General features: G+C 59.8%; 18 protein-coding genes. 11 read left to right on the top strand and 7 right to left on the bottom strand.

Translation table 11 applies throughout. The features are described 5' to 3' along the window. Positions 1–10 precede the first annotated feature (10 nt). Positions 11–1,096, bottom strand: coding sequence for a glycosyltransferase (locus HK22_RS04655; RefSeq protein ID WP_077802574.1), 1,086 nt, complete (start codon positions 1,094–1,096; stop codon positions 11–13). Positions 1,097–1,412: 316 nt separating this feature from the next. Here HK22_RS04655 and HK22_RS04660 point away from each other — a divergent pair, with 316 nt between their 5' ends. Next, entirely contained in the window at positions 1,413–3,620 is a 2,208-nt protein-coding gene (locus tag HK22_RS04660) for a TonB-dependent siderophore receptor (RefSeq protein ID WP_086648510.1), read from the top strand. A gap of 7 nt (positions 3,621–3,627) precedes the next feature. Here the strand turns inward: HK22_RS04660 and HK22_RS04665 are convergent, their stop codons facing one another. Together HK22_RS04665 and HK22_RS04670 are read right to left on the bottom strand one after the other, a co-directional pair. Continuing rightward, entirely contained in the window at positions 3,628–4,269 is a 642-nt protein-coding gene (locus tag HK22_RS04665; RefSeq protein WP_062028374.1) for a TetR family transcriptional regulator, read from the bottom strand. A gap of 79 nt (positions 4,270–4,348) precedes the next feature. Further along, a complete protein-coding gene (locus tag HK22_RS04670; protein WP_062028372.1) occupies positions 4,349–4,711 on the bottom strand; it encodes a hypothetical protein in 363 nt (120 codons plus the stop codon). 207 nt (positions 4,712–4,918) lie between these two features. Here HK22_RS04670 and metH point away from each other — a divergent pair, with 207 nt between their 5' ends. The 6 genes from metH (at position 4,919) to HK22_RS04700 (ending at position 13,958) form a co-directional block, all read left to right on the top strand. Beyond that, a complete protein-coding gene (metH, locus tag HK22_RS04675; RefSeq protein ID WP_086648512.1) occupies positions 4,919–8,425 on the top strand; it encodes a methionine synthase in 3,507 nt (1,168 codons plus the stop codon). 38 nt (positions 8,426–8,463) lie between these two features. Continuing rightward, entirely contained in the window at positions 8,464–9,342 is an 879-nt protein-coding gene (gene purU, locus HK22_RS04680; RefSeq protein WP_086648513.1) for a formyltetrahydrofolate deformylase, read from the top strand. 99 nt (positions 9,343–9,441) lie between these two features. Continuing rightward, positions 9,442–9,888: a hypothetical protein gene (locus HK22_RS04685; RefSeq protein ID WP_143412383.1), complete on the top strand. Its 447-nt coding sequence runs from the start codon at positions 9,442–9,444 to the stop codon at positions 9,886–9,888. A 155-nt stretch (positions 9,889–10,043) separates the two neighbouring features. Next, complete coding sequence (locus tag HK22_RS04690) at positions 10,044–11,462, top strand: FAD-binding oxidoreductase (protein ID WP_086648515.1); 1,419 nt, start codon at positions 10,044–10,046, stop codon at positions 11,460–11,462. Between the two features lie 56 nt (positions 11,463–11,518). Further along, positions 11,519–13,012: a malate dehydrogenase (quinone) gene (mqo, locus tag HK22_RS04695; protein ID WP_086648516.1), complete on the top strand. Its 1,494-nt coding sequence runs from the start codon at positions 11,519–11,521 to the stop codon at positions 13,010–13,012. Positions 13,013–13,139: 127 nt separating this feature from the next. Further along, positions 13,140–13,958: a DeoR/GlpR family DNA-binding transcription regulator gene (locus tag HK22_RS04700; RefSeq protein ID WP_062028358.1), complete on the top strand. Its 819-nt coding sequence runs from the start codon at positions 13,140–13,142 to the stop codon at positions 13,956–13,958. A gap of 23 nt (positions 13,959–13,981) precedes the next feature. On the opposite strand, the gene mntR is transcribed toward HK22_RS04700, so the two are convergent. Then, complete coding sequence (gene mntR / locus HK22_RS04705; RefSeq protein ID WP_062028357.1) at positions 13,982–14,473, bottom strand: manganese-binding transcriptional regulator MntR; 492 nt, start codon at positions 14,471–14,473, stop codon at positions 13,982–13,984. Positions 14,474–14,642: 169 nt separating this feature from the next. Between mntR and HK22_RS04710 the strand changes: the two genes are divergently transcribed. Continuing rightward, positions 14,643–15,977 carry an Nramp family divalent metal transporter gene (locus tag HK22_RS04710; protein ID WP_233142405.1) on the top strand — a complete coding sequence of 445 codons (1,335 nt, stop codon included), beginning with the start codon at positions 14,643–14,645 and terminating at the stop codon, positions 15,975–15,977. A 3-nt stretch (positions 15,978–15,980) separates the two neighbouring features. Here the strand turns inward: HK22_RS04710 and HK22_RS04715 are convergent, their stop codons facing one another. The 3 genes from HK22_RS04715 to HK22_RS14940 form a co-directional block, all read right to left on the bottom strand. Further along, the gene (locus HK22_RS04715; RefSeq protein WP_062110304.1) at positions 15,981–16,937 is read right to left on the bottom strand and encodes a glutaminase; all 957 of its coding nucleotides are present in this window, start codon (positions 16,935–16,937) and stop codon (positions 15,981–15,983) included. A gap of 142 nt (positions 16,938–17,079) precedes the next feature. Continuing rightward, entirely contained in the window at positions 17,080–18,501 is a 1,422-nt protein-coding gene (gene cysG / locus HK22_RS04720) for a siroheme synthase CysG (protein WP_086648518.1), read from the bottom strand. Positions 18,502–18,644: 143 nt separating this feature from the next. Beyond that, entirely contained in the window at positions 18,645–18,884 is a 240-nt protein-coding gene (locus HK22_RS14940) for a hypothetical protein (protein WP_143412385.1), read from the bottom strand. Between the two features lie 206 nt (positions 18,885–19,090). Here HK22_RS14940 and HK22_RS15440 point away from each other — a divergent pair, with 206 nt between their 5' ends. The 3 genes from HK22_RS15440 (at position 19,091) to HK22_RS04735 (ending at position 22,648) form a co-directional block, all read left to right on the top strand. Next, positions 19,091–19,216, top strand: a complete 126-nt coding sequence (locus tag HK22_RS15440; RefSeq protein WP_255376036.1) for a hypothetical protein — start codon at positions 19,091–19,093, stop codon at positions 19,214–19,216. A 29-nt stretch (positions 19,217–19,245) separates the two neighbouring features. Further along, positions 19,246–19,833 carry an HD family hydrolase gene (locus HK22_RS04730; protein ID WP_062028349.1) on the top strand — a complete coding sequence of 196 codons (588 nt, stop codon included), beginning with the start codon at positions 19,246–19,248 and terminating at the stop codon, positions 19,831–19,833. 154 nt (positions 19,834–19,987) lie between these two features. Then, positions 19,988–22,648: a TonB-dependent receptor plug domain-containing protein gene (locus HK22_RS04735; RefSeq protein WP_086648559.1), complete on the top strand. Its 2,661-nt coding sequence runs from the start codon at positions 19,988–19,990 to the stop codon at positions 22,646–22,648.

The following is a 22,648-nucleotide window of genomic DNA, read 5'->3' on the forward strand; positions in this document are numbered from 1 at the left end:
AAACCCCGAATTAGGCGTCCAGAAGTTCCCGTGACAGTTCGACGTGCTTGCGGGCATATTGCACAGAGTTAATGGCGTTCTGAACCCGCTCCTGAGCGGCTTCAGCCCTTTGCAACGCAGCCGCCGGGTCAGCACGCACAGCGGAAATCGCCTCTGCAAGCGCTGTCGGATTCTGTGCCGGCACATAAAGTATGGAGTCCGGGCCGAAATAATCCGTCAAACCACCGCAATCCGAGGAAATGACTGGAACACCCAGAATAATGGCTTCCTCCACAACGGTAATTCCCGAAGCATGACGATTGTCCTGAAGAGGAACAACCACAATATCAGCTTCAGAATAAAGACCGATCAGCTCGGAATTATTTTTCGCCCGCACCAGTTCGACGTTGGGAACATTCTTCGCCGCGTCAGATGCGGCGCGAGCGCTGCTTGCAATACTGAACTCAACGTCCGGAAGCGCCTCCGCTGCCGCACAAAAGGTTTTCCAGTCCCTGTGTTCATCGTTCCCGAGCGAGAGAACCTTGAGCTTTTTCCCCTGGCAGGTTTTGCGAGCCGGCTTCATGTCGTCCGCCCGGATACCAAAATGTACCCGCTCGATACGAAGCTCCGGAAACAGTTGACGCCCGTCATCACGGTTGCAGACCGAGAGGACAGTCAGCAGATCGAGGTGCTTCATAAGGAACCGGAAAAACCACCGTCTCCAGAACGGCTGCTTACGCCACCGGTCCATCAGCCAGACGACCTGCCCAAGAATTTTGGGCCTCTGCGTCGGCCTCAGAATGCGGAAGAGCAGCAGAACCGCCAGCATCTGCGATTCCGTGTGGGTCCATACCACATCGGCCGCAAGCAGTTGTTTACGGTTACGCCATGCATGAACAAAGTCGAAACCCAGCACGGCGCGAGCGCCGTAACGCACAAATTTCTGAGGTAGATTTTCCTGCGAATCTTCGGAATAGACGATTTTTACATCGTCAGAGGCAGCCCGGGAGTAGCCATAAGCCTGCTCCTCGTTCAGCCCCAGAATGCGGCCTGCTTTCCAGCGTTCCCGCCAGGCCGTCCCTCCAAAACCGTACGCAAGCTGCACAAAAACTTTCATCGCATAATATCCAGCTGTAATACTTAAAAATACTTTAAAACATAGGATGACATCAATGAAAAATTAATGAAAGATTAATGAAAAATAAGCCGTCCCTCTCCCGGCAGACGGTCTGTGGTTTTGATTGTCCGATCCAGATGTAAATCCCAGGCCACCCTCTGTGGGGACAGGCCTTCCCCGTCTGTGTCTTTCAGGAAACAGTCATGGGGAAACGCACAGGATACCGGCGCTAAAACTGGCGAATCATTTTGACACTCAGTGCCATAATGTGGACAGGAGACATCAGCCTACCCATACCGACTGATCAGGACCGCTCATGAAATCCGCACGTCTGCTGCTTTGTCTTCTTTCCGGATCTGTCCTGAGCAGTATGCCCGCCTTTGCAGCCGAGACACAACCGGCTCCCAAGCCTAAGACGGCCGTGCCTGCGTCGTCACCCCACGCTACATCGCCTGTACCAAAACCCGAGACAATCACGGTTCACAGCCGCAACGGCTCCGGAACCGCTGCGGATTATCTGAACAAAGACGTGGCGCTGGGGCCACTTGGAACACGTTCGGTGCTGGACACCCCCATGTCCATCATGGTTGTCCCGCATGATGTGCTGGTGAACCAGCAGAGCCGCAATATTAATGATCTCGTGGCGTATGTGCCGTCCGCCCAGCTTGAAATGCGCGGGGATCCAAATACCAGCCGGCCCCAGTCCCGTGGCTTTGAAGGCGATGTGATTGCCAACACCCGCATGGACGGGCTGAACATGGTCATCACCACGCCCTACGCCGCCGAACAGTTCGACAGCCTTCAGGTTCTGAACGGTCTGGCAGGCGCGCTTTACGGACCGCAGAATCCGGCTGGCACGTTTGACTTCACGCTCAAGCGCCCGACGGACCGTATGACCGAACGCTTTGTCGTGGGGACGGATTCCATTGGCTCTCCTCTGGAGAGCGCGGATGTCTCGGGGCGCGTAGGAAAAAACAGGTGGTTCGGATACCGCCTCAACCTGCTGAACCAGAACGGCGAAGGCTATGTCGAAGGTTCGCATCTTCGGCGTGACCTCGTCAGTGGCGATTTCGACATTCACCTCTCGGACAAGACTGTCATCCAGCTCGATGCCAGCCAGTACACCTATGCCGAGCGCGGCTATCCGGGCGGTTTCGCCTACAGCACCGCAATCCAGCTCCCCCAGGCACCGGACCTGAGCCAGAAGGGTTATGGTCAGCCTCAGGCGGGCTACAACATGGAAACCGATACGGCTCTGGCCAAGATCATCCATAATTTCAACGACAACTGGAGCCTCAAGCTGGGCGGTCTGTGGCAGAATGCAGCGCGCAATGTCTTCAGCACGTCCAACCAGCTTCTCAATTCCTCGGGCCTGTACCGCCAGACGATTTCCGCGGCCCTCACGGCCAATGATTTCGTTGCAGGGAGCAACATGGCTTACCTGAACGGCAAATTCCGCACCGGTCCGCTGCGGCACCAGATCGAACTCGGCACGAATGGCTATGTGATGGGGAACTACAACCCCACATCTTCCACCGGCACCCTGACGCTGGGGGAGGCCACGATCGGCCATCCCAAGAGCTTCTCAAGCGTTCAGCCTTATTATTCCGGCCGCTACAAATCCGCTGATACGATGAACCAGTCGCTGCTGGCAGGCGATACCATTTCGCTGGGCAAGCACTGGTCGATCATGGGCTCCCTCGCCTGGAGCTGGCTGAGCACCAACAACTACGCCAAGACGGGCACCAAGACATCCAGCTACACACGCGCCGCCGCATTCAGCCCGATGACGAGCCTGATGTACAAGCCGACAGACAGCCAGACGCTGTATTTCACATGGGGACGTTCGCTACAGGCGGGAACGACCGCCCCGGTGGGGTCGGTCAACGTGAATGACGTCACGGCACCGCTGCGGTCGGAAGAATATGAAGTCGGCTACAAAATCCTGATCGCCAAGCGCATGCAGGTCAACATTGCGGGCTTCCGCATGTCACGTCCGTTCGGCTTCACGGACCCTGTGACGCATGTCTATGCGAATTACGGCACGCAGCGGAACTATGGCGTCGAATTTCAGGCATCGGGCAATATCACCGATAATCTGACGTTTCTTGGTGGCATGACATGGCTTGATGCCCAGATGCTGGGCACGGGATCGTCGCTGACGGCCAACAAGCAGGTTGTGGGCGTCCCGCCACTGATGGCGAATGCATTGCTGGATTATCGCCTGCCGTTTCTCAAAGGCGCGGCCGTCAACGCGAATGTTCATTATATGGGCCGTCGCGCTGCCAATGTTTACAACACGACCTTTGCGCCGTCTTACGTCACGCTGGATCTGGGCGCACGGTACGCGACCCATGCCTATGGCCAGCCGCTGGTGTTCCGCTTTGGTGTGAACAACGTGACGAACCAGAGCTACTGGGCTTCCGTCTATCCATCCAGCATCAATGGCGTCAGCAACGCCACCAACTCTGCCGTTGCCGGTCTGCCACGGACGTACCATTTCAGCATCGAGCTGGACCTCTGAGCGGGGTTCAGCCTGAACTCATCGGGAAATCGTTCTGCCACAGCAGGGGCTGAAGCGTGAAGGTCCGGCGCAGGATGGTTTCAAGATCCGACCGGCCTTCGGTCTTGACCCATTCGTCCAGAGCCGTCCGAAACGTCGCAATCGCCGTCCGGGCCAGCAAACGGGCCACGAGGGACGGCATTTCGGTGGCAGGCAGTCGGGCGATCAGGGCGGAAGCAAGCGTCTCCTCCCATTCGGAATAGCGACGCAGGGCCATGTCACGCAGCGCGGGCGTCTGTTCCACCAGCCTGACAACCCCATAGGCATCCATCCGGTCGGACGAATAACAGGCGACGACCGGCACAAGCCCTGCCAGAACGGCGTCCTGTAGCGGAACGTCCAGCGGCACGGCGCGAATGGCATCGGTCAGGATCGTTGTAACGCCGTGGGTCCAGGCGAGAATGATATCGGCCTTGCCCGGAAAATAACGAAAGAGCGTCCGACGCGAGATCTGCGCGGCTTCTGCAATTTCATCGACGGACGTTTCTTCATAACCGTAAGTCGAAAACAGGCGCATGGCTTCGCGCACCAGCGCGGCATGGGTGCGGTCCTTCTTGCGCTGCCGCAGCGGCCCGTCCTGTTCGCCATCCTGTTGTGCGTCTGTCGTCATGTCGTCCAGTTATCCCGAAGTCCCCAGCGAGCATAGACCCGAACTGCTGAAGCGTTCCAGAAGACAGAAACCACCGGCTTCAGGACACAAGCCGGTAACGCGCCCGGACCAGCACGTCATTTTCAAGCTGCTGCCGGAGCGCCGACATCTCCTGCGGGGCAGTCAGAACCGCCACTTCGTGAAAAAACGGGCGTCTGCCCGTCACGCGGTCCTGGAAAGCCTGTGCCAGAACCATGGCCACCGGATCACGGCTGCAACACAGGCATCCCGTAGCGTGGCGGTTCCTGAAGGGCGACGGTGCGGGAATGGCGGCGACATCGCCCCACGCCTCCTCAGGACGTGCGTTGCCGATGAGCAGCGCATGACGTCTGCGCTCTTCCGGCCATGAAGACGCTCCGGACAGGAAGTTCAGGGGGATCAGGGACGTGCGGGACGCGGTCATTGCATCCTCTTTAGCAGGGCCTGCGCAACCGGGCAGCATTTTCATGTCCCCTAATTTTATGCCCCGATTTTCCTGTCCGGGATTCTTTGCCGCCGCGCAGGCGTTTTGCTACACCGTCCCTGCCTCTCGCTGTGTATGGAGGCGCTGCCTTGATCGCGGGTTCCCGAACCCGTCTCCCGTCCTTTCCAGTTACAGAGCCTGCTGCCCATGTCCTCACGTCCCCATCTGCTTGACGCCCTCGCCGATCAGGTCCTGCTCTGTGATGGCGGTATGGGGTCCCGGGTGCAGATGCTGGATCTCGAAGTCGAGCGCGATTACTGGGGGCAGGAAAACTGTACGGAAATCCTGAACCTTTCGCGTCCGGAACTCGTCCGCGAAATCCATCGCGGCTATTTCGAAGCCGGCGCGGACATGGTGGAGACGAACACGTTCGGCGGCTCCATCGTCACACTGGCGGAGTTCGGGCTGCAGGACCGTACACGCGAAATCAACCGTACGGCTGCGACGCTGGCCCGTGAGGCGGCCGAAACGTTCTCCGACGGACGGCACCGCTACGTCATGGGCTCCATCGGTCCGGGCACGAAGCTGCCGACGCTGGGCAACATTGCTTATGACGATCTGGAAGCCGGTCTGGTCGAACAGTGCCGTGGCCTGCTCGACGGTGGCGTGGACGGGTTCCTGATCGAGACGTGTCAGGACACGCTTCAGATCAAGGCGGCCGTGAATGCTGCCAAGACTGCGCGGATCGAACTGGGTTCGGATGCGCCGATCTTCGTGCAGGTGACGGTCGAGACCACCGGTACGTTGCTGGTCGGCCCCGATATCGCCGCGGCCGCCACCACCGTTCAGGCGCTGGACGTCCCCTCACTCGGCCTGAACTGCGCGACCGGCCCGCAGGAAATGGGCGAGCATGTCCGCTGGCTGTCAGAAAACTGGCCTGGCCTCATTTCCATGCAGCCCAATGCCGGCCTGCCCGAGCTTGTGGACGGCAAGACCGTCTATCCGCTCAGCCCCGAAGAAATGGCCGTCTGGATGGAGCGCTTCGTCAAGGAAGACGGGCTGAACCTGATCGGCGGCTGCTGTGGCACCTCCACGCCGCATATTCAGGCGCTGGACGGGATGCTCCGTCGCCTTGGTGGCACGAAACTGCGCCCTGTCCCGGTCAAGCGCAGTACGGTCTGGATGCCATCGGTCTCCAGCCTCTACACCCAGACGCCGCTGCGTCAGGAGAACAGCTACTTCTCCATCGGCGAGCGCTGCAACGCCAATGGCTCCAAGAAATGGCGCGAGCTTCAGGAAGCCAATGACTGGGACGGCTGCGTCGCCATCGGGCGCGAACAGGCAGCAGAGGGTTCCAACGCGCTCGACATCTGCACGGCATTCGTCGGACGGGATGAAGTCCGTGAAATGAACGAGGTCGTCACACGCTTCACGTCGTCTGTGAATGCGCCGCTGGTGATCGATTCCACCGAAACCCCCGTCATTGAGGCCGCGCTCAAGCTGCATGGCGGCAAGCCCATCATCAACTCGATCAATTTCGAGGATGGTGAGCAGCAGGCCCATGACCGCATGAAGCTGGCCCGCAAGTTCGGCGCGGCGATGATTGCACTGACGATCGACGAAGTCGGCATGGCGAAGGAACCGCAGGACAAGCTGCGCATTGCCGAACGTCTGGTCGATTTCGCCTGCACCCAGTACGGGCTGCCGCAGTCTGACCTGATGATCGACCCGCTGACCTTCACCATCGCGACGGGCGTGGAAGATGACCGCAAGCTCGGGCAGTGGACGCTTGAAGGCATCAAGCTGATCCGCGACAAATTCCCCGACATCCAGATCATTCTCGGCCTGTCGAACATTTCCTTCGGCCTGAACCCGGCTGCGCGTGCGGTGCTGAATTCGGTGTTTCTCGACCATGCCGTCAAGGCGGGCATGACGGGCGCGATCGTGCATGTCTCCAAGATCCGTCCGCTGCATCTGATCGCGGCTGAAGAGGTCAAGGTCGCGGAAGATCTGATCTTCGACCGTCGCACCGAAGACTACGATCCGCTCCAGAAGCTGCTGGAACTGTTTGCGGGCCGGAAAGCCGCCGATGCCGTCAAGAAGCGTCGTGCGGAAACACCCGCAGGACGTCTGAAGGACCGGATCGTGGACGGTGACCGCAAGGGCATCGAGCAGGATCTGGAAGATGCGATGGCGGAAATGCCGCCGCTCGATATCATCAACAATGTTCTGCTGGACGGCATGAAGGTTGTGGGCGAGCTGTTCGGTTCGGGCAAGATGCAGCTTCCGTTCGTGTTGCAGTCCGCCGAGACGATGAAGACTGCCGTCGCCTGGCTTGAGCCGCATATGGAGCGCACGGAAGGCCAGCATCGCGGCACGATGGTGCTCGCCACCGTCAAGGGTGACGTGCACGATATCGGCAAGAACCTTGTGGACATCATCCTGACCAATAACGGCTACCGGGTCATCAATCTGGGCATCAAGGTGCCACTGGCGGACATGATTGCGGCCGTGAAGGAACATAACGCCGATGCGCTGGGCATGTCCGGGCTTCTGGTGAAATCCACGGTTATCATGCGCGAGAACCTCGCGGAAATGCACCGTCAGGGCTTTGATCTTCCGGTTATTCTTGGCGGCGCGGCCCTGACTCGGAATTACGTCGAGGAAGAATGCGCCCGCTCCTACGGTGCCGGTGAACCGGGACGGGTGGCGTATGCGCGCGATGCGTTCGACGGTCTGGGCCTGATGGACAAGATTGCCAACAACGACCTCGATTCCTATCTGGGCGCTATCCAGACGCGCCGTGCCAGCCAGGCGAGCCGAAAGACGGAACGCGCGCCGGAAATCGCGGAAACGCGGGGCTTTGGTGAGGTGGATCGTGACGCTGCAAAAGCCCGGCGTGAGCGCATTTCAGGCTCCGAGCCTGTCATTACGCCACCGTTCTGGGGAGCACGCGTTCTGGAAGCGACGCCGAATGCGGTTCTGCCGTTTCTCAATGAACGGTCGCTGTACCAGTTTCAGTGGGGCTTCCGGAAACAGGGGCGCTCGCTCGACGAGTTCATGGAATACGCCAAGATCGAACTGCGCCCCGTGCTCAAGCGGATGCTGGCGCTGAGTGCTGAACAGGACATCATCCGGCCGCAGGCAATTTACGGGTACTGGAAGGCAGCGGGCGACGGGAACGATCTCGTGCTGTTCGAAGAAGACGGCAAAACGGAAGCCGCACGCTTTGCCATGCCGCGCCAGCCCAAGGACGACGGCGAGTGCATCGCCGATTTCGTGCGGGACATCAGCGATGACGCGCGCGATGTGGTTGGGCTTCAGGTCGTAACGGTCGGGCAGAAAGCGTCCGATCTGGCGCGGGTGTGGTTCGAGGACAACCGCTATCAGGACTATCTGTACCTGCATGGCCTGTCGGTCGAGATGGCGGAAGCGATGGCGGAATACACCCACAAGCGCATTCGCGCCGAACTGGGCTTCGCAGGCGATGACAACCGCGACATGGAAAAGCTGCTCTCACAGTCCTATCGCGGCTCGCGCTATTCCTTCGGTTATCCCGCCTGCCCGCGCCTGGAGGATCAGGAACCGATCCTGAAAATGCTGGATGCCGAACGCATCGGCGTGTCGCTTTCGGACGGCTATCAGTTGCACCCGGAACAGTCGACATCGGCACTCGTAATGCTGAATCCTCGGGCAAAATACTTTACCGTCTGAGGACGGCAGACTTTCATAAAGACGGGAAAAGACCTTCCATGACGGCCTCTTCAGTTCCGCAGACGACCTATGTCCTGACGCTTTCCTGCCCCAACCGCCCGGGTATCGTGGCGGCCATCAGCGGGAAGCTGGCGGAGCTGGATGCCAACATCACGGAAGCTCAACAGTTCGATGACCGGGACAGCACGGTCTTCTTCATGCGGATCGTCTTCGAAGTCGCACAGGACCGGACCAGCATGCAACAGCTCCAGGAGGCGCTGGCCATTCTGGGGAACAGTTTCAGCATGGAGTGGGCCCTGCATGATCGCAGCGTCAAGCCGAAGGTCCTGCTGATGGTCTCCCGCTTCGATCACTGTCTGGTCGATCTGCTCTATCGCTGGCGTATCGGGGAACTGCCAATCGAGCCGGTTGGTATCGTATCGAACCATCCACGCGAAGTGTTCGCGGATCTGGATTTCTACGGCATTCCATTCCATCACGTGCCCGTCACGAAAGAAACGAAGCTCGCGCAGGAAGCGCATGTGCTGGAACTGCTGGCATTGAGCGGTGCCGAACTGGTCATCCTCGCGCGTTACATGCAGGTTCTGTCAAACGAGATGGCCGCCAGCCTGTCCGGTCGCTGCATCAATATCCACCACTCCTTCCTGCCCGGCTTCAAGGGTGCGCGCCCGTACCATCAGGCTTTTGCCCGCGGCGTGAAGCTGATCGGTGCAACCGCACATTACGTTACGCGTGATCTGGATGAAGGTCCGATCATCGAACAAGATGTGGAGCGTATTTCCCATGCCGACACGCCTGAAGACCTGATCCGCAAAGGACGCGATATCGAACGTCGCGTTCTGGCACGTGCAGTCCGGTATCACATCGAACGCCGAACCATCATCAACGGCAACAGGACAGTCGTCTTTACGCCCTGAGACGGGTTTTATTTGACGGGACATAAAAATTTCGCACGACATCCTGAATATTCTCTCCTACGCTCAACCGGCATTTTCACTGTCGGTGGCAATATTCAGATGAACGCTCGCAAAATTCTTTGTTCACTGGCCCTGTTTGCGACTTTGATCAGTCAGGCAGCCTGTTCCGGCAACTGGGTTCTTGAAAAAAGGCTGACACCGGCCGACACGCTGCAGGCAACATCCAAACGGACCGTCGTTCCCGGTACGTTTGTCATGACCGTCAAAAGCGTGAATGTTTTTAACAAGATGGTCTTTCTCAACTCCGAAAACACGTATCTGGACCGGGCCAATGTCGCCGTACAGATCACATCTTCGGTCGCCTATAATGCCGATATCCGGTTTGGTGGCGATTTCCGCAACATGGTGCTGAACAGGAAAATTCTGGTGATCGGCTCGGCCATGAAAGTCGGGGCGGATCTCGAACAGGGGATCATCGTCAACACCAAGGGTGACGAGCGGACGTATATTTTCGTCAGCCGGGCAAGCAATATTTTCTTTGAGTAAGCTTCATGTCTTGCCGGAATGCGCCCTGATCTTTCAGTGCGGATCCGGTTTCAGACAGATTATTTCATTCTATACCCCCATATTAATCAGAAGATATTTCCCAAGCCTGAGATCCAGCCTATGAAGAGCGTCCTGTCTTTATGCCGGATCCAGTCATGACCGCCTCTTCCCTTCCTGCTCAGGACCGCCTGCAGGCCGTTCTCAAGGCCCTTCAGCCCGTCATGGGAGAGCAGATCAGCACCGCACCCTCCGTTCGTGAGGAACACAGCCACGGCGAGGCCATGAATGCCTCCCGACTGCCCGAGGCGGTCGTGTTCGCGGAAAGCACGCAGGATGTCGCAACCGTTTTGCGGCAGTGTCATGAATGGCGGGTTCCGGTTGTGGCATTCGGGGCCGGTACCTCGGTCGAAGGGCATGTCGTCCCGCCCGAACAGGCCATCAGCCTCGACCTGTCGCGCATGACCGACATCGTGGAACTGAACGCCGAGGATCTGGACTGCCGGGTTCAGGCTGGCATCACGCGCCAGACGCTGAATGTGGAAATCCGCGATACCGGCCTGTTTTTTCCGGTCGATCCGGGTGGAGAAGCGACGATTGGTGGCATGTGCGCCACCCGCGCCTCAGGTACAGCCGCCGTGCGTTACGGCACAATGAAGGAAAACGTGCTTGGCCTGACCGCTGTGCTTGCAACCGGCGAAATCATCCGCACGGGCGGACGCGTCCGCAAGTCCTCCACCGGCTATGACCTGACGTCGCTGTTCGTCGGCTCGGAAGGGACACTGGGGATCATCACGGAAGTCCAGCTTCGGCTGCATGGACGCCCCGAGACCGTATCGGCAGCCATCTGCCAGTTCGAGAGCCTGCAGGACGCGATCCGGACCGCCATGGAAATCATCCAGTGCGGCATTCCCATCACCCGCGTGGAGCTGATGGACAGCGTGCAGATGGCGGCCTCCATCCAGTATTCCGGCCTCACGGAATATCAGCCGCTGACGACACTGTTCTTCGAATTCACCGGCTCGCCTGCGGCCGTGCGCGAACAGGTCGAGACAACGGAAGCCATTGCGTCAGGCAATAACGGGCTGGGTTTTGCGTGGGCGGAGAGTGCGGAAGAGCGTACCCGTCTGTGGAAGGCGCGGCATGACGCCTACTGGGCGGCAAAGGCCATTGTTCCGGGCGCGCGGGTCATTTCCACGGACTGTATCGTTCCGATTTCGCGTCTGGGCGAGCTGATCGAAGGCGTGCATCGCGATATCGAAGCGTCCGGCCTGCGCGCACCGCTTCTGGGCCATGTTGGGGACGGCAATTTCCATACGCTCATCATTACGGACGACACACCCGAAGGGCATGAACGCGCCCTCGATCTGGACCGGAAAATCGTTGCCCGCGCCCTGTCGCTGAACGGATCATGCAGCGGCGAGCATGGCGTTGGCATGGGCAAGCTGGAATTTCTGGAAACCGAGCATGGTGCTGGAAGCCTGGGCGTGATGCGGGCGCTGAAAAACACGATGGACCCGCATCATATCCTCAATCCCGGCAAGCTCCTGCCTGCGGGCCCTGTTTACACGGGCTGAACTTTCGGGGATCTTTTGTCCTCTTTTCTTTCCAGCCCTTGCCGGATTTCAGCCTCATGCCGTCAGTTTCCAGCCTCTGCCCCGATGTCGTTCTGATCGGTGCGGGGATAATGAGTTCCACACTTGCGGCCCTGCTGCGCGAACTCGATCCGTCGCTGTCGATGATGATGTTCGAAACGCTGCGGGATTGCGGGCAGGAAAGTTCCTATGCCTGGAACAACGCCGGGACCGGACATGCCGGGAACTGCGAACTGAATTATACGCCGCAGCGCGCGGATGGCAGCATCGACATTTCCAAGGCGCTGGCAATCAACACGGAATTCGACCTCTCAAGGCAGCTCTGGGCGCACTGGGTCCGCGAAGGCCGCATTGCCGATCCGGCAGCTTTCGTGCAGCCCTGCCCCCATATCAGTCTGGTCTGGGGGGCTGAGAACGTCGCTTTTCTCAAGGCCCGTTACGAGGCGATGGTCGCCCATCACTGTTTTGCGGATATGGAATACACGTCCGATCCGGCCGTCATCGCGCAATGGGCGCCCCTTGCGATGGCAGGGCGCGATACGTCACAGCCCGTTGCGGCTACGCGCATCAGAGGAGGCACGGACGTCAATTTCGGCGCCCTGACCCACGCGCTGACGGCCTCTCTCAAGACAGACCGCAACATCGCCATTCACTACAATCATCGCGTCACCGGCCTGACACGCACCACGGACGGCCGCTGGCGCGTGACGGCCACAGATACCGAAAGCGGCTACACGACCACGGTTCTGGCGCGTTTCGTGTTCATCGGCGCGGGGGGCAATGCGCTGCCACTGCTTCAGGCCTCCGGAATTCCCGAAGCGGCACATTATGCCGGTTTCCCCGTCAGCGGCCTGTGGCTGCGCTGCATGGACCCGGCCATTACCGGGCAGCACCACGCCAAAGTCTACGGCAAGGCCCCTGTCGGTTCGCCCCCCATGTCGGTCCCGCATCTCGATACGCGCGTCATCGACGGAAAATCATGCCTGCTCTTCGGGCCCTATGCGGGATTTTCCACGAAATTTCTCAAAAGCGGCTCCTGGACGGATTATTTCCGCTCCCTGACGCCTCGAAACATCATTCCCGCCCTGACCGCCGGAAAGGACAATCTCGGACTGCTGGACTATCTCGTGCGTCAGGTTCTCCAGACGAACGAGGCCCGCTTCAAAGCCCTTCAGGACTTCTACCCGACGGCCAGACCCGAGGACTGGAAGAAAGTCGTGGCCGGACAGCGCGTCCAGATCATCCGACCGGACACAGGGCTGCACGGAACACTGCGTTTTGGCACCGAACTCGTCAAAAGCGCCGACCGTTCCCTCATGGCCGTCCTCGGCGCTTCTCCCGGAGCGTCGATTGCAGCCTCCGTGGCCCTTCAGGTTATCCAGCAGGTCTTCCCCGGACGGCTGACAGAGGCGGACTGGCTGCCTCGTCTGCGTCAGGTCTTTCCCGCCTACGGGATTGACCTGACCAAAGACGCGCAGGCGTGTGCATTACTGCGGGAAAATACCGCGCATGTTCTGAAAATCACGGGTTAAGACCAGTAGTCACCTTTTTAGAGCCGGATTTCGCTCAACGGACGTTACAGGTTCCTTCCGCTCTGATATGATATGTGTGATTTTACATTCGTCTGTTTGCTTTCACGCTCAGGAATCGATTTTACACATGACTGATGGTTCGGGCTCCGTGATCACCACCGCCTCGCCGCAGAGTTCGAAACGGCGGGATAATTCGGCCCGGCAGAAACAGATCCTCGACGTCCTTCTCGAATCCGGAAGCGCCACCATCGAAGGTCTGGCGGAGCGTTTCGGGGTCAGTCGCATGACAATCCACCGCGACTCCCACGCCCTCGTGCAGCAGGGCCTGATCGACAAGCTGCATGGCAGCATCGTCCTGCGCAACAAGGTTACGACGCAGAAAACCGTCAATTTCCGACGCTCACGTGCGACAGATCTCAAGGACGCAATCATCCAGCGTGCTGTCTCGCTGATCCAGCCCGAGCAGGTTCTGGTTCTTGATGACTCCACGACAGTCGCGGCCATGCTGCCGCTTCTGCCCGCTCTCGCGCCCCTGACGATCATTACCAACGCCGTCGGTGTGATTCAGGCGCTCTCGCCCTATCCCAACCTGAAACTGATCTGCCTTGGCGGCGACTATAATCCGCCGCGCAATGCGTTTTTCGGTCTGGTCTGCGAACAGGCCGCGCAGTCCCTGCGGGCCAACATGATGTTCCTCTCGACGTCCATCATCCATAACGCCACCGCGTTCCAGAACGATCAGGATGTGGTCAAGGTCAAGCGGATCATGATGGATATGGCGGACCAGTGCGTCCTGCTGGTGGACAGCACGAAGTTTCGCAAAGGTGGCCTGCACCGGCTGGCGTCCCTGTCGGAATTCGACCATGTCCTGACTGATTCCCATCTCAAGCCATCCATCGCGAAGGCTCTGGCGCAGGAAGACGTCAATCTCGAAATCTGCACCTGAGTGCAGATTTCAGACACGGAATATCAGGCGTCCGGCAAGTCCTGCATGAACTGCTTCAGATTGCCCCGGATCGCCTTTTCAAACAGCGTCAGGGTCTCGCTTCCGACGTAGTGCTCCACGCCTTCGGAATCGACGCGGGCATTTTCTTCACTGACGCCGAGCGCCAGCAGAAACGCCTCTACGATCCGGTGCCGGTGCCGCGCCCTGTCCGCCATTTCCTGTCCGGACGGCGTCAGAAATACCCCTCTGTAAGGTTTCTGCGTGACGTAGCCTTCCGTTGCGAGACGGGCGAGCATTTTCGCCACTGTCGGCTGGGACACGCCCAGACGCCCGGCGATATCGACCTGCCGGGCTTCCTGCCCTTCCGACAGCAGATCAGAAATCAGCTCGACATAGTCTTCCACCAGAACGTTGCGCCGCGCCTCGCGATTGGCGCGGAAGCCTTCGGAATGGGTTTCGACATCAGGCAGCGTCTCCTTGGGCGCGGTGTCCTTCAGCCGTTTTTTCCGTTCCATTCCCGTCCTGTGCCTCTATCCAGAAAACATTATTCACGGCGGAATAAAACATTCCGGACCGCTGTGCCAGTCCGGACGATCACGATTTCCAGAGATTCCGTATTTTTCATGAGGCTCATCAATATAGCATATTGAATATAAATTCCGGATGGGATTGAATACAATTCCGATGCCAGACACCAACGCCCCCCGTACGCCCTCCCCAGCCATGCGCCCGAGCCTGCCCGATGTGTTTTCCAGCATCCGCGTTCCGGGTGCGGAAGCGTCGTGGTTCAGCCGTTTCATGGCGTTCGTCGGGCCGGGATTCATGGTCTCGGTCGGCTATATGGACCCGGGAAACTGGGCCACCGACCTTCAGGGCGGCGCGCGGTATGGCTATACGCTGCTCTGCATCATCATGCTGTCGAACCTCATGGCGATCCTGCTTCAGGCACTCTCCGCCCGCCTCGGGATCGCGACGGGACAGGATCTCGCACAGGCCTGCCGGAGCCATTTTTCCCCGCGCGTGAACATCGTTCTGTGGCTGGCCTGTGAACTTGCCATCATCGCCTGCGATCTGGCGGAAGTCATCGGCACGGCCGTGGCGCTTCAGCTCCTGTTCGGTCTGCCCCTCCTCGGGGGCGCCGTGCTGTCCATTCTGGACGCGCTGATCGTGCTGATGCTGATGAACCGGGGCTTCCGGTATCTGGAGGCGTTCGTGATCGCGCTCTTGGGGATCATTGCCCTGTGCTTCGGGATCCAGCTCGTCGCGGCAACTCCGCCCGTTCACAGCATTCTGGCTGGTCTGATCCCCGATCCGAAAATCGTGACGACGCCGGGGATGCTTTATATCGCCATCGGCATCATCGGTGCCACGGTCATGCCGCATAACCTGTATCTGCATTCCTCGATCGTCCAGACCCGCGCCTACGAACGCACTCCGACCGGACGGCGGGACGCAATCCGCTGGACGACGTGGGACAGTACGATTGCCCTGACGCTGGCGCTGTTCATCAATGCGGCCATCCTGATCGTGGCGGCAGCGGCGTTCCATAATTCCGGCCATCAGGATGTGGCGGAAATCCAAGATGCTTACAGACTGCTCTCCCCGATCCTCGGGCTGGGCATCGCCTCCACGCTGTTCGCGCTGGCACTTCTGGCGGCCGGCACGAACTCCACGATCACCGGCACGCTGGCCGGACAGATCATCATGGAAGGCTTTCTGCACCTTCGCATCCCGCACTGGGCGCGGCGGCTGCTGACCCGCGGGCTGGCGATCATTCCCGTGGCGATCGTCACGCTGATCTATGGCAACCGGGGGGTGGGCGATCTGCTGATGGCCAGTCAGGTCATCCTGTCGCTGCAACTGCCCTTTGCTGTCATACCGCTGGTCATGTTCGTCTCGGACCGGCGCAAGATGGGCGAATTCGTGATCTCGCTGCCCGTCCGTATCCTGTCATGGGGCGTGGCGGGGCTCATCTTGCTGCTGAATTTCAAGCTGCTTTACGACACCCTGGCGGGCTGAGCGTCAGGTCGGGTTGGCGACCCACGGGCTGGCCCGGAACACCGACCATCCCGTATGCTGCACAAGGCGTTCCAGCGCACGGGTTCCCAGAAGGGAATTACCCTGAGCATTCAGCCCCGGCGACCACACCGCGATGGACGCCACACCCGGCGCAATCGCGAGAATACCGCCACCCACGCCGGATTTTCCCGGAAGACCCACACGGATGGCGAACGCCCCCGAACCGTCATAATGGCCGCACATCATCATCAACGCGAGGATCGTCTGGGCATTGCGCTCTGACATGACACGCTCGCCGGTCAGCGGGTTCAGTCCGCCCGTCATGAGATAGGTCCCGACCTGCGCAAGCTGCTGACAGGTCATGGTGAGGGCGCATTGATGGAAATAGAAATCCAGAGTGTCTTCGACGACGTTACGGATATTGCCGAAGGTCCGCATATAGTTCGCAAGCGCCATGTTGCGAAAGCCGGTTTCGCGTTCCTGCCGCGCGACATCCGTGTCGATGTCGATCGAGGCCGGATCATCCACCAGCGGACGCAGGAAATCCAGCAGGCGCGTCCGGGCATTTTCGCGGCCATAGCGGGACACCAGAATATCGGCGATTACGATGGCGCCCGCATTGATGAACGGATTACGCGGAATGCCGTGCTCGTTTTCAAGCTGGATGATGGAGTTGAACGCGCTGCCCGAAGGCTCCTGACGTACGCGTCCCCACAACTCCTCCCCCATCGCATTGAGCGCCATGCTGAGGCTGAACACCTTGGACACGCTCTGCACCGAGAACGGCACGGCCGCATCCCCGACCGTATGCGCCTCTCCATCCATCCCTACGACGGCCATGCCGAAGCGGTTGAGGTCCACCCGTGCGAGCGGAGGAATGTAATTGGCAACAGCACCCCGTTCGGAGGCCGTCCGCATTTCCTCTGCGATCGAGACGATAATGGACGCAAGTGTGGTCATGGGGCCTCGGTGTGTGGAACGCGATGTGACTGAAAGGACAGGAGTTTCACAGGCTGCCCGACCTCCGGGCAACCCGCACGGGCGTGAAGAGGGATATGCATTCATAGCATGGCTGAAAGAGTGTCCCTTCCCGCCATGCAGATCAGGGGGAAATCACCCGATGCCGCACCACCTGCCCCACGATCACCAGCGCAGGCGATTTCACCCGCGCTTCGGCCGCCTGTTGCGCAATGGTGCTCAGCGTCCCGGTCAGCACACGCTGAGACGGCTGTGTGCCGCGCTCCACGATCGCCACCGGCCAGTCAGCCGGCAGTCCTTTTCCCAGAAGTCCGGCGGCAAGCTGCGGCAGGGTTGAAATCCCCATATAGATCACGACTGTCTGCCGACGATCGGCCATGTCGTCCCAGGGCAGATCCAGAACCCCGTCGGCTTTCGCATGTCCTGTCACGAACAGGCAGGCCTGCGCACAATCACGATGTGTCAGGGGAATGCCGGAATAGGCCGCGCATCCGTTCGCTGCGGAAATGCCCGGAACCAGCCGAAAGGCGACCCCGGCCTCTACCAGCGCTTCGATTTCCTCTCCACCGCGGCCGAAAATGAACGGATCGCCCCCCTTGAGACGCAGGACGCGTTCGCCCGCCTGTGCGCGACGGATCATTTCACGGTTGATCTCATCCTGCGGCAGGGCATGCCGGTCCCGCTGTTTGCCAACAAACACGAGTTCTGCGTCCCGGCGAACCATGCCGAGGAGGGCCGGAGACAGGAGATTGTCGTAGAGGACGCAATCCGCATTCTGCATCAGACGCAGCGCCTTGAGGGTCAGCAGATCCGGATCGCCGGGCCCGGCTCCGACCAGCCAGACCTCTCCGGGTTTACGTTCCGCGTCCAGAAGCGCGTTCAGCAGTGCATCCGCTCGGATCTCGTCGCCATTCCGGGCGGCTTCCGCGCCGGGGCCATCCAGAAAATCCTCCCAGATGCGCTTGCGGTCCTGCACCTGTGGGTAATGCTCCGAAACCCGTGCCCTGCGGGATTGCATATAAGCGGACAAACGCCCCGTCCCCTCGGGCAGGAGCGCCTCGATCTGTTCACGCAGACGGCGTGCCAGAACCGGAGCGGCGCCCCCTGTGGACACGGCCACTCGCACACTACCCCTGCGGACCTGAGCGGGTGTGATGAAGCTCGACGGCTGCGGATCATCTACCGCGCAGACAGGAATGTTCAGCGCATCGGCCAAAGCCGCAACCTGCCGGTTGACCTCGCGGCTATCGGTTGCGGCATAGACCAGCCGACAGCCTGGCAGATACTCCCTCAGGGCTGTCTCATCCGCCCGTCCGCCAACATGGCGCACCGCGCCGCTCTCAACCCAGCCCTGCACAACGGGATTGAGGGTCTCGGCCAGAACATCAATCCGCGCGCCATGATCGAGCAGAAGCCGCCCCTTGTTTACGGCGATTTCTCCACCTCCTACCAGCAGAACGCGCGCCCCCGCGAGCCGAAGGGAGACCGGAAACCAGCCACCCTCTGGAAGGGCGTCTGAACTGGAATGAGAAGGCTGGCTGTTCATTGAGGCACGGATTTCCGGATCTGGGGCGGGCAGAGGCTTATGAAGCCGCATTCAGCGACAGCCCGGCCACGACGTCAAATCCGAAAATCATGTCTTCAGGGGCGGGGCACGCATCCGCTGTCGGCACAGGCCCGCAAAGGCAGTTACCAGCCGCCCTGTCCGCCCGGAGCGCCGCTTATGCCACCACCGCCCATACCGCCACGACCCTGATTTCCCATGCCTTGGCTTCCCATGCCCTGGCCGCCCATATTCTGACCATACCCCCTGTCGCCATGATGATGGTGATGCCGGTCATTGTCCCGACGGCCATCGTAAGGGCCGTCACAGGCTGCAAGCGACAGGGTCAGAGTGGCCCCGAGAACCACAGCAAGAATTTTTTTCATAAGATACTCCATTACGACTGTGTCGATGGCCATCATGCCCGGCGAAATATGGCGTTCTCAAGGACCACACGGTAACGGAAAATGACAATCCCGGATCGTGGAGGAATATTCCCGCAGACGAAACGGCAGAAATGGCGTAATTCTTCAGAAGCAGAGAGGCTGTTGACTGGCCTCGCGGACTGCACTTCTTTCAGGGAGCGTGTCTCATGGCTGGATTGATGGTCAAAATCTTCAGATCCCTCCAGCAGGGGCCCGGCTTCATCATCCTGCTCGTGCTGCTGGCCGTTGCTTCCTTTGTGGGGTATGAAATCCTGTACGCGCTTGTCGGATAAGGCGCTCACCACAGACTGGACCTTGCTTCATGACGAAAGGCGATCTTGAAAAGCGCCTCGATTTTCTTCGGGAAGCATCCCGGCTGAAGGATATCCTCAGACGGACCTATACCCATGGTGGGCAGACCGAAAGCACGGCGGAACATACCTGGGCGCTCTGTCTTCTGGTCATGACTTTTGCCGACCAGCTTGAAGGCATCGACCTTCTGAAGCTTCTGAAAATCTGCATCCTTCATGATCTCGGCGAAGCCATTCATGGCGACGTCCCCGCAATCTCCGCTCATGCGTCCGCCAACAAAGCGGCACAGGAGCGCGAAGACCTGCTGACGATCATGGCCCCCCTGCCTGATGAGCTTCAGGAGGAGTTTCTGGCGCTGTGGGACGAGTATGAAAACGCGGCTTCCCCGGAAGCACGGCTGGCCAAGGCGTTCGACAAGATCGAGACCATCAGCCAGCACAATGCCGGGCTCAACCCGGATGATTTCGACCATACGTTCAATCTGACCTATGGCCGAAAATATACCGATGCGACCGAACTGACGCGCCGGATCCGCGACATTCTGGACGAGGAAACGCGCCGGAACATGATACGAAGCCGGAACATGGTGGCGGGCTGAACCGCCCTTTAGGCTCGACATGCGGAGGCAAATCCGTCAGAAGCGGCTTCAAATGGCCTTCCGCTGTTACGAAATCCTTACGGATTCGTGACATTCTGCATCTGATGTGGACGTTCAGGCCCGCACGACAATGCAGGAGCAGGCAGAAGAGCGCATGCCAGACCATGACCTGAAAATCGGCATTCTTCCGTCTGTGAGCCGCCCGCTGCTCTGTCCGGTTCTCAGGATTGTCTGGGGTATCGGGGGGCTGATGTGCAGCGCCTCCGCATTCGCACAGACCACGCCTGCTTCCACTGCGACACCGCCCGCAGCACAGAGCAGCGGCACAAGCGTTACGACATCCACGACCTCCGTGAACGGAGACGAAAAGATCGTCGTCAAGGGCCACAAACCCGCCGGAGCCGTTCTGGGTGACGCCAAGGCGATCATGCAGATCCAGTCCGATGAGATCCGTTCCTATGGCGTCGATACCGCAGCCGATCTCCTGACGGCCATCGCGCCCGAAACCCGTTCGGGCCGGGGCGCCACGGGAAATACGCCGGTTGTGCTGCTCAACGGCAAGCGCATTTCGGGAATGCAGGAAGTCAACGACCTGCCCTTCGAAGCCATTGCCCGTATCGAGATCTTCACCGAGGAAGAAGCCCTGCGTTACGGCTATCCGGCTGATGAGCGCGTGGTGAACATCATTACCGTGAAGAATTTCCGCGCTGTCCGGATGCGTGCCTATGGCAGCACTTCCACCGATGGTGGGGGAGACGATGGGGTTCTGGGCGCGAGTTTTACGAAACTCTCAGGCGAACGGCGGATCAATCTGAGCGCGCGTTATGAGGCGCAGGCCCGTCTGCTCGACAGTGATCGCGGTGTCACGCCCCCGTCCGCAAGCGGCCTGTATTCCAACGCGGGCAATGTCACGTCTGTCAGTGGTGGCAGCCTCGATCCGGCTCTGGATGCGCTGGTCGGGCAGAGCGTCACATCCGCAGGCGTACCGTCACTGGCGGCAGGGCAGGTTCCGACGCTTCAGAATTTCACGGCCTATGCCAATGCGCCGCATGTCAGTTCGAACGCCTCGGATTACAGCCTGCAGCCCCGAACGCATGAACTGAGCCTGAACGGCGTCTATGCCGACCAGATCTTCAAGACCGTTTCGGCGTCATTCAATGCCAGCTACACCCACAGCAATTCCGAAAGCCTTCAGGGACCGGCACGCGGCATCCTCACCCTTCCGGCTGACAGCCTTTATTCGCCGTTTTCCCAGGACACACTGCTCTACCGGAACTACACCACCGTTCCCGCCCTGCAACACACGGCGCATACGGACACCGTTCATGCCGGGTTGAATTTCAACGGCGATGTCGGGGACTGGAAATGGAACAGCACCGGAAGTTTCGACCGCTCCACCACGTCCACCAACAGCCAGACCGGGCTTGACCTGAGCGCCGCCCAGACGGCCCTGACCAGCGGCCTCGGCAGTTTCGATCCGTTCTCTGAAGTGGACCGCAACTGGCTGAACAGCCGTCTGGTCAATCGCGGCCACACTACCGGCACGAGCGGCGAAGTCACGGGCCTGCTGTCGGGCTCGCTCTTTTCCCTGCCCGCGGGGGATGTCTCCACCAGCATCGCGCCGACCGGCACCCTTACGGAACAGAACGCCACCTCGCTCAGTCAGGGCAAGCTGCAACGCACCCATATCAGCCGCGACGTCGGAACCCTTCAGATCGACGGCGATATTCCCATTGCCAATGCGCGCAAGCATGTCCTGTCGTTTCTGGGCAAGCTCGATGCGAACATCAATGGTGCCATCAGCCAGGTGTCCCATTTCGGAACGCTGGGAACGATCGGCGGCGGCGTGACGTGGGAGCCTGCGCCGTGGGTCCAGTTCCCGTTCTCCGTCACCGACCGCACCGAGGCCCCCGGCGCCACGGATCTTATTGCCCCCCGGATCGAGACGCCCAACGTCACGACCTATGATTACGTCACCGGACGGTCGGTTCAGGTGACGACGATTTCAGGCGGCAACCGGAACCTTCAGGCCGCAGACCGGCACGAAATCAGTATCGGGACGATCATTTCCCCGAGCTTTCTCGACGGCGCCCGTCTGCATGTGAACTACGTTCGGGACCGGAACCACAACCCGGTCATGAGCCTGCCCACTGCGACCGCCGCCATCGAAGACGCTTTCCCGGACCGCTACCAGCGCAATTCGGACGGAATTCTTAACGTCGTCGATATCCGTCCGGTCAATGCGCTGATGGAAAAGCGCAATGAGTGGAACGCGACATTCTCGTTTTCCAGACCGCTTGGAAAAAAACCGGAAGGAAAAGGCGGGAAACATGCTGCGGGAGGGCGGTATTATATTGTTCTGACGCAGGTCTGGCGCCTCAAGGACACCGTGCAGCTCCGCGGGGGGCTGCCTCCCATCGACCTGCTCAATGGCGGGACAATCGGCGGAACAGGGGGCCAGCCACGGCATGAAGTCGAGCTTCAGGGTGGTGTCTTCAAAAACGGGTTCGGCTTCCGCCTCGTGACCAAATGGCAGTCCGCAACGTCAACGCTCGCCAGCACCCATGCCAACAGCCTGTTCTTCAGCGATCTGGCCACGGTGGATACGACCGCCTTTGCCGATCTGGGGGAAATTCCGCGCTGGCAGAAGCGCAGCTGGGCCAAGAATTTCCGGGTCATGGTGTCGGTCAGCAACCTTTTCAACAGCCGCATCCGCGCCCGCAACGGCCTTGGCGTGACACCGGCGGGCTATGAACCCGCTTTTCTGGACCCGCTGGGCCGGACTGTCTCCATCTCGATCCGCAAGTCGGTCTGA

It is taken from the genome of Gluconobacter sp. DsW_056, from assembly GCF_002153595.1.
Classification (GTDB): Bacteria; Pseudomonadota; Alphaproteobacteria; order Acetobacterales; family Acetobacteraceae; genus Gluconobacter; species Gluconobacter albidus.

Coding starts and splice junctions, on each gene's coding strand:
- HK22_RS04715 (WP_062110304.1), bottom strand. CDS start 16,937: ATGACCACACTTGCGTCCATTATCGTCTCGATCGCAGAGGAAATGCGG.
- mqo (WP_086648516.1), top strand. CDS start 11,519: ATGCCGTCAGTTTCCAGCCTCTGCCCCGATGTCGTTCTGATCGGTGCG.
- HK22_RS04710 (WP_233142405.1), top strand. CDS start 14,643: ATGCCAGACACCAACGCCCCCCGTACGCCCTCCCCAGCCATGCGCCCG.
- metH (WP_086648512.1), top strand. CDS start 4,919: ATGTCCTCACGTCCCCATCTGCTTGACGCCCTCGCCGATCAGGTCCTG.
- mntR (WP_062028357.1), bottom strand. CDS start 14,473: ATGGAACGGAAAAAACGGCTGAAGGACACCGCGCCCAAGGAGACGCTG.
- HK22_RS04665 (WP_062028374.1), bottom strand. CDS start 4,269: ATGACGACAGACGCACAACAGGATGGCGAACAGGACGGGCCGCTGCGG.
- purU (WP_086648513.1), top strand. CDS start 8,464: ATGACGGCCTCTTCAGTTCCGCAGACGACCTATGTCCTGACGCTTTCC.
- HK22_RS04655 (WP_077802574.1), bottom strand. CDS start 1,096: ATGAAAGTTTTTGTGCAGCTTGCGTACGGTTTTGGAGGGACGGCCTGG.
- HK22_RS04730 (WP_062028349.1), top strand. CDS start 19,246: ATGACGAAAGGCGATCTTGAAAAGCGCCTCGATTTTCTTCGGGAAGCA.
- HK22_RS04690 (WP_086648515.1), top strand. CDS start 10,044: ATGACCGCCTCTTCCCTTCCTGCTCAGGACCGCCTGCAGGCCGTTCTC.
- HK22_RS04700 (WP_062028358.1), top strand. CDS start 13,140: ATGACTGATGGTTCGGGCTCCGTGATCACCACCGCCTCGCCGCAGAGT.
- HK22_RS15440 (WP_255376036.1), top strand. CDS start 19,091: ATGGCTGGATTGATGGTCAAAATCTTCAGATCCCTCCAGCAGGGGCCC.
- cysG (WP_086648518.1), bottom strand. CDS start 18,501: ATGAACAGCCAGCCTTCTCATTCCAGTTCAGACGCCCTTCCAGAGGGT.
- HK22_RS04660 (WP_086648510.1), top strand. CDS start 1,413: ATGAAATCCGCACGTCTGCTGCTTTGTCTTCTTTCCGGATCTGTCCTG.
- HK22_RS04735 (WP_086648559.1), top strand. CDS start 19,988: ATGCCAGACCATGACCTGAAAATCGGCATTCTTCCGTCTGTGAGCCGC.
- HK22_RS14940 (WP_143412385.1), bottom strand. CDS start 18,884: ATGAAAAAAATTCTTGCTGTGGTTCTCGGGGCCACTCTGACCCTGTCG.
- HK22_RS04685 (WP_143412383.1), top strand. CDS start 9,442: ATGAACGCTCGCAAAATTCTTTGTTCACTGGCCCTGTTTGCGACTTTG.
- HK22_RS04670 (WP_062028372.1), bottom strand. CDS start 4,711: ATGACCGCGTCCCGCACGTCCCTGATCCCCCTGAACTTCCTGTCCGGA.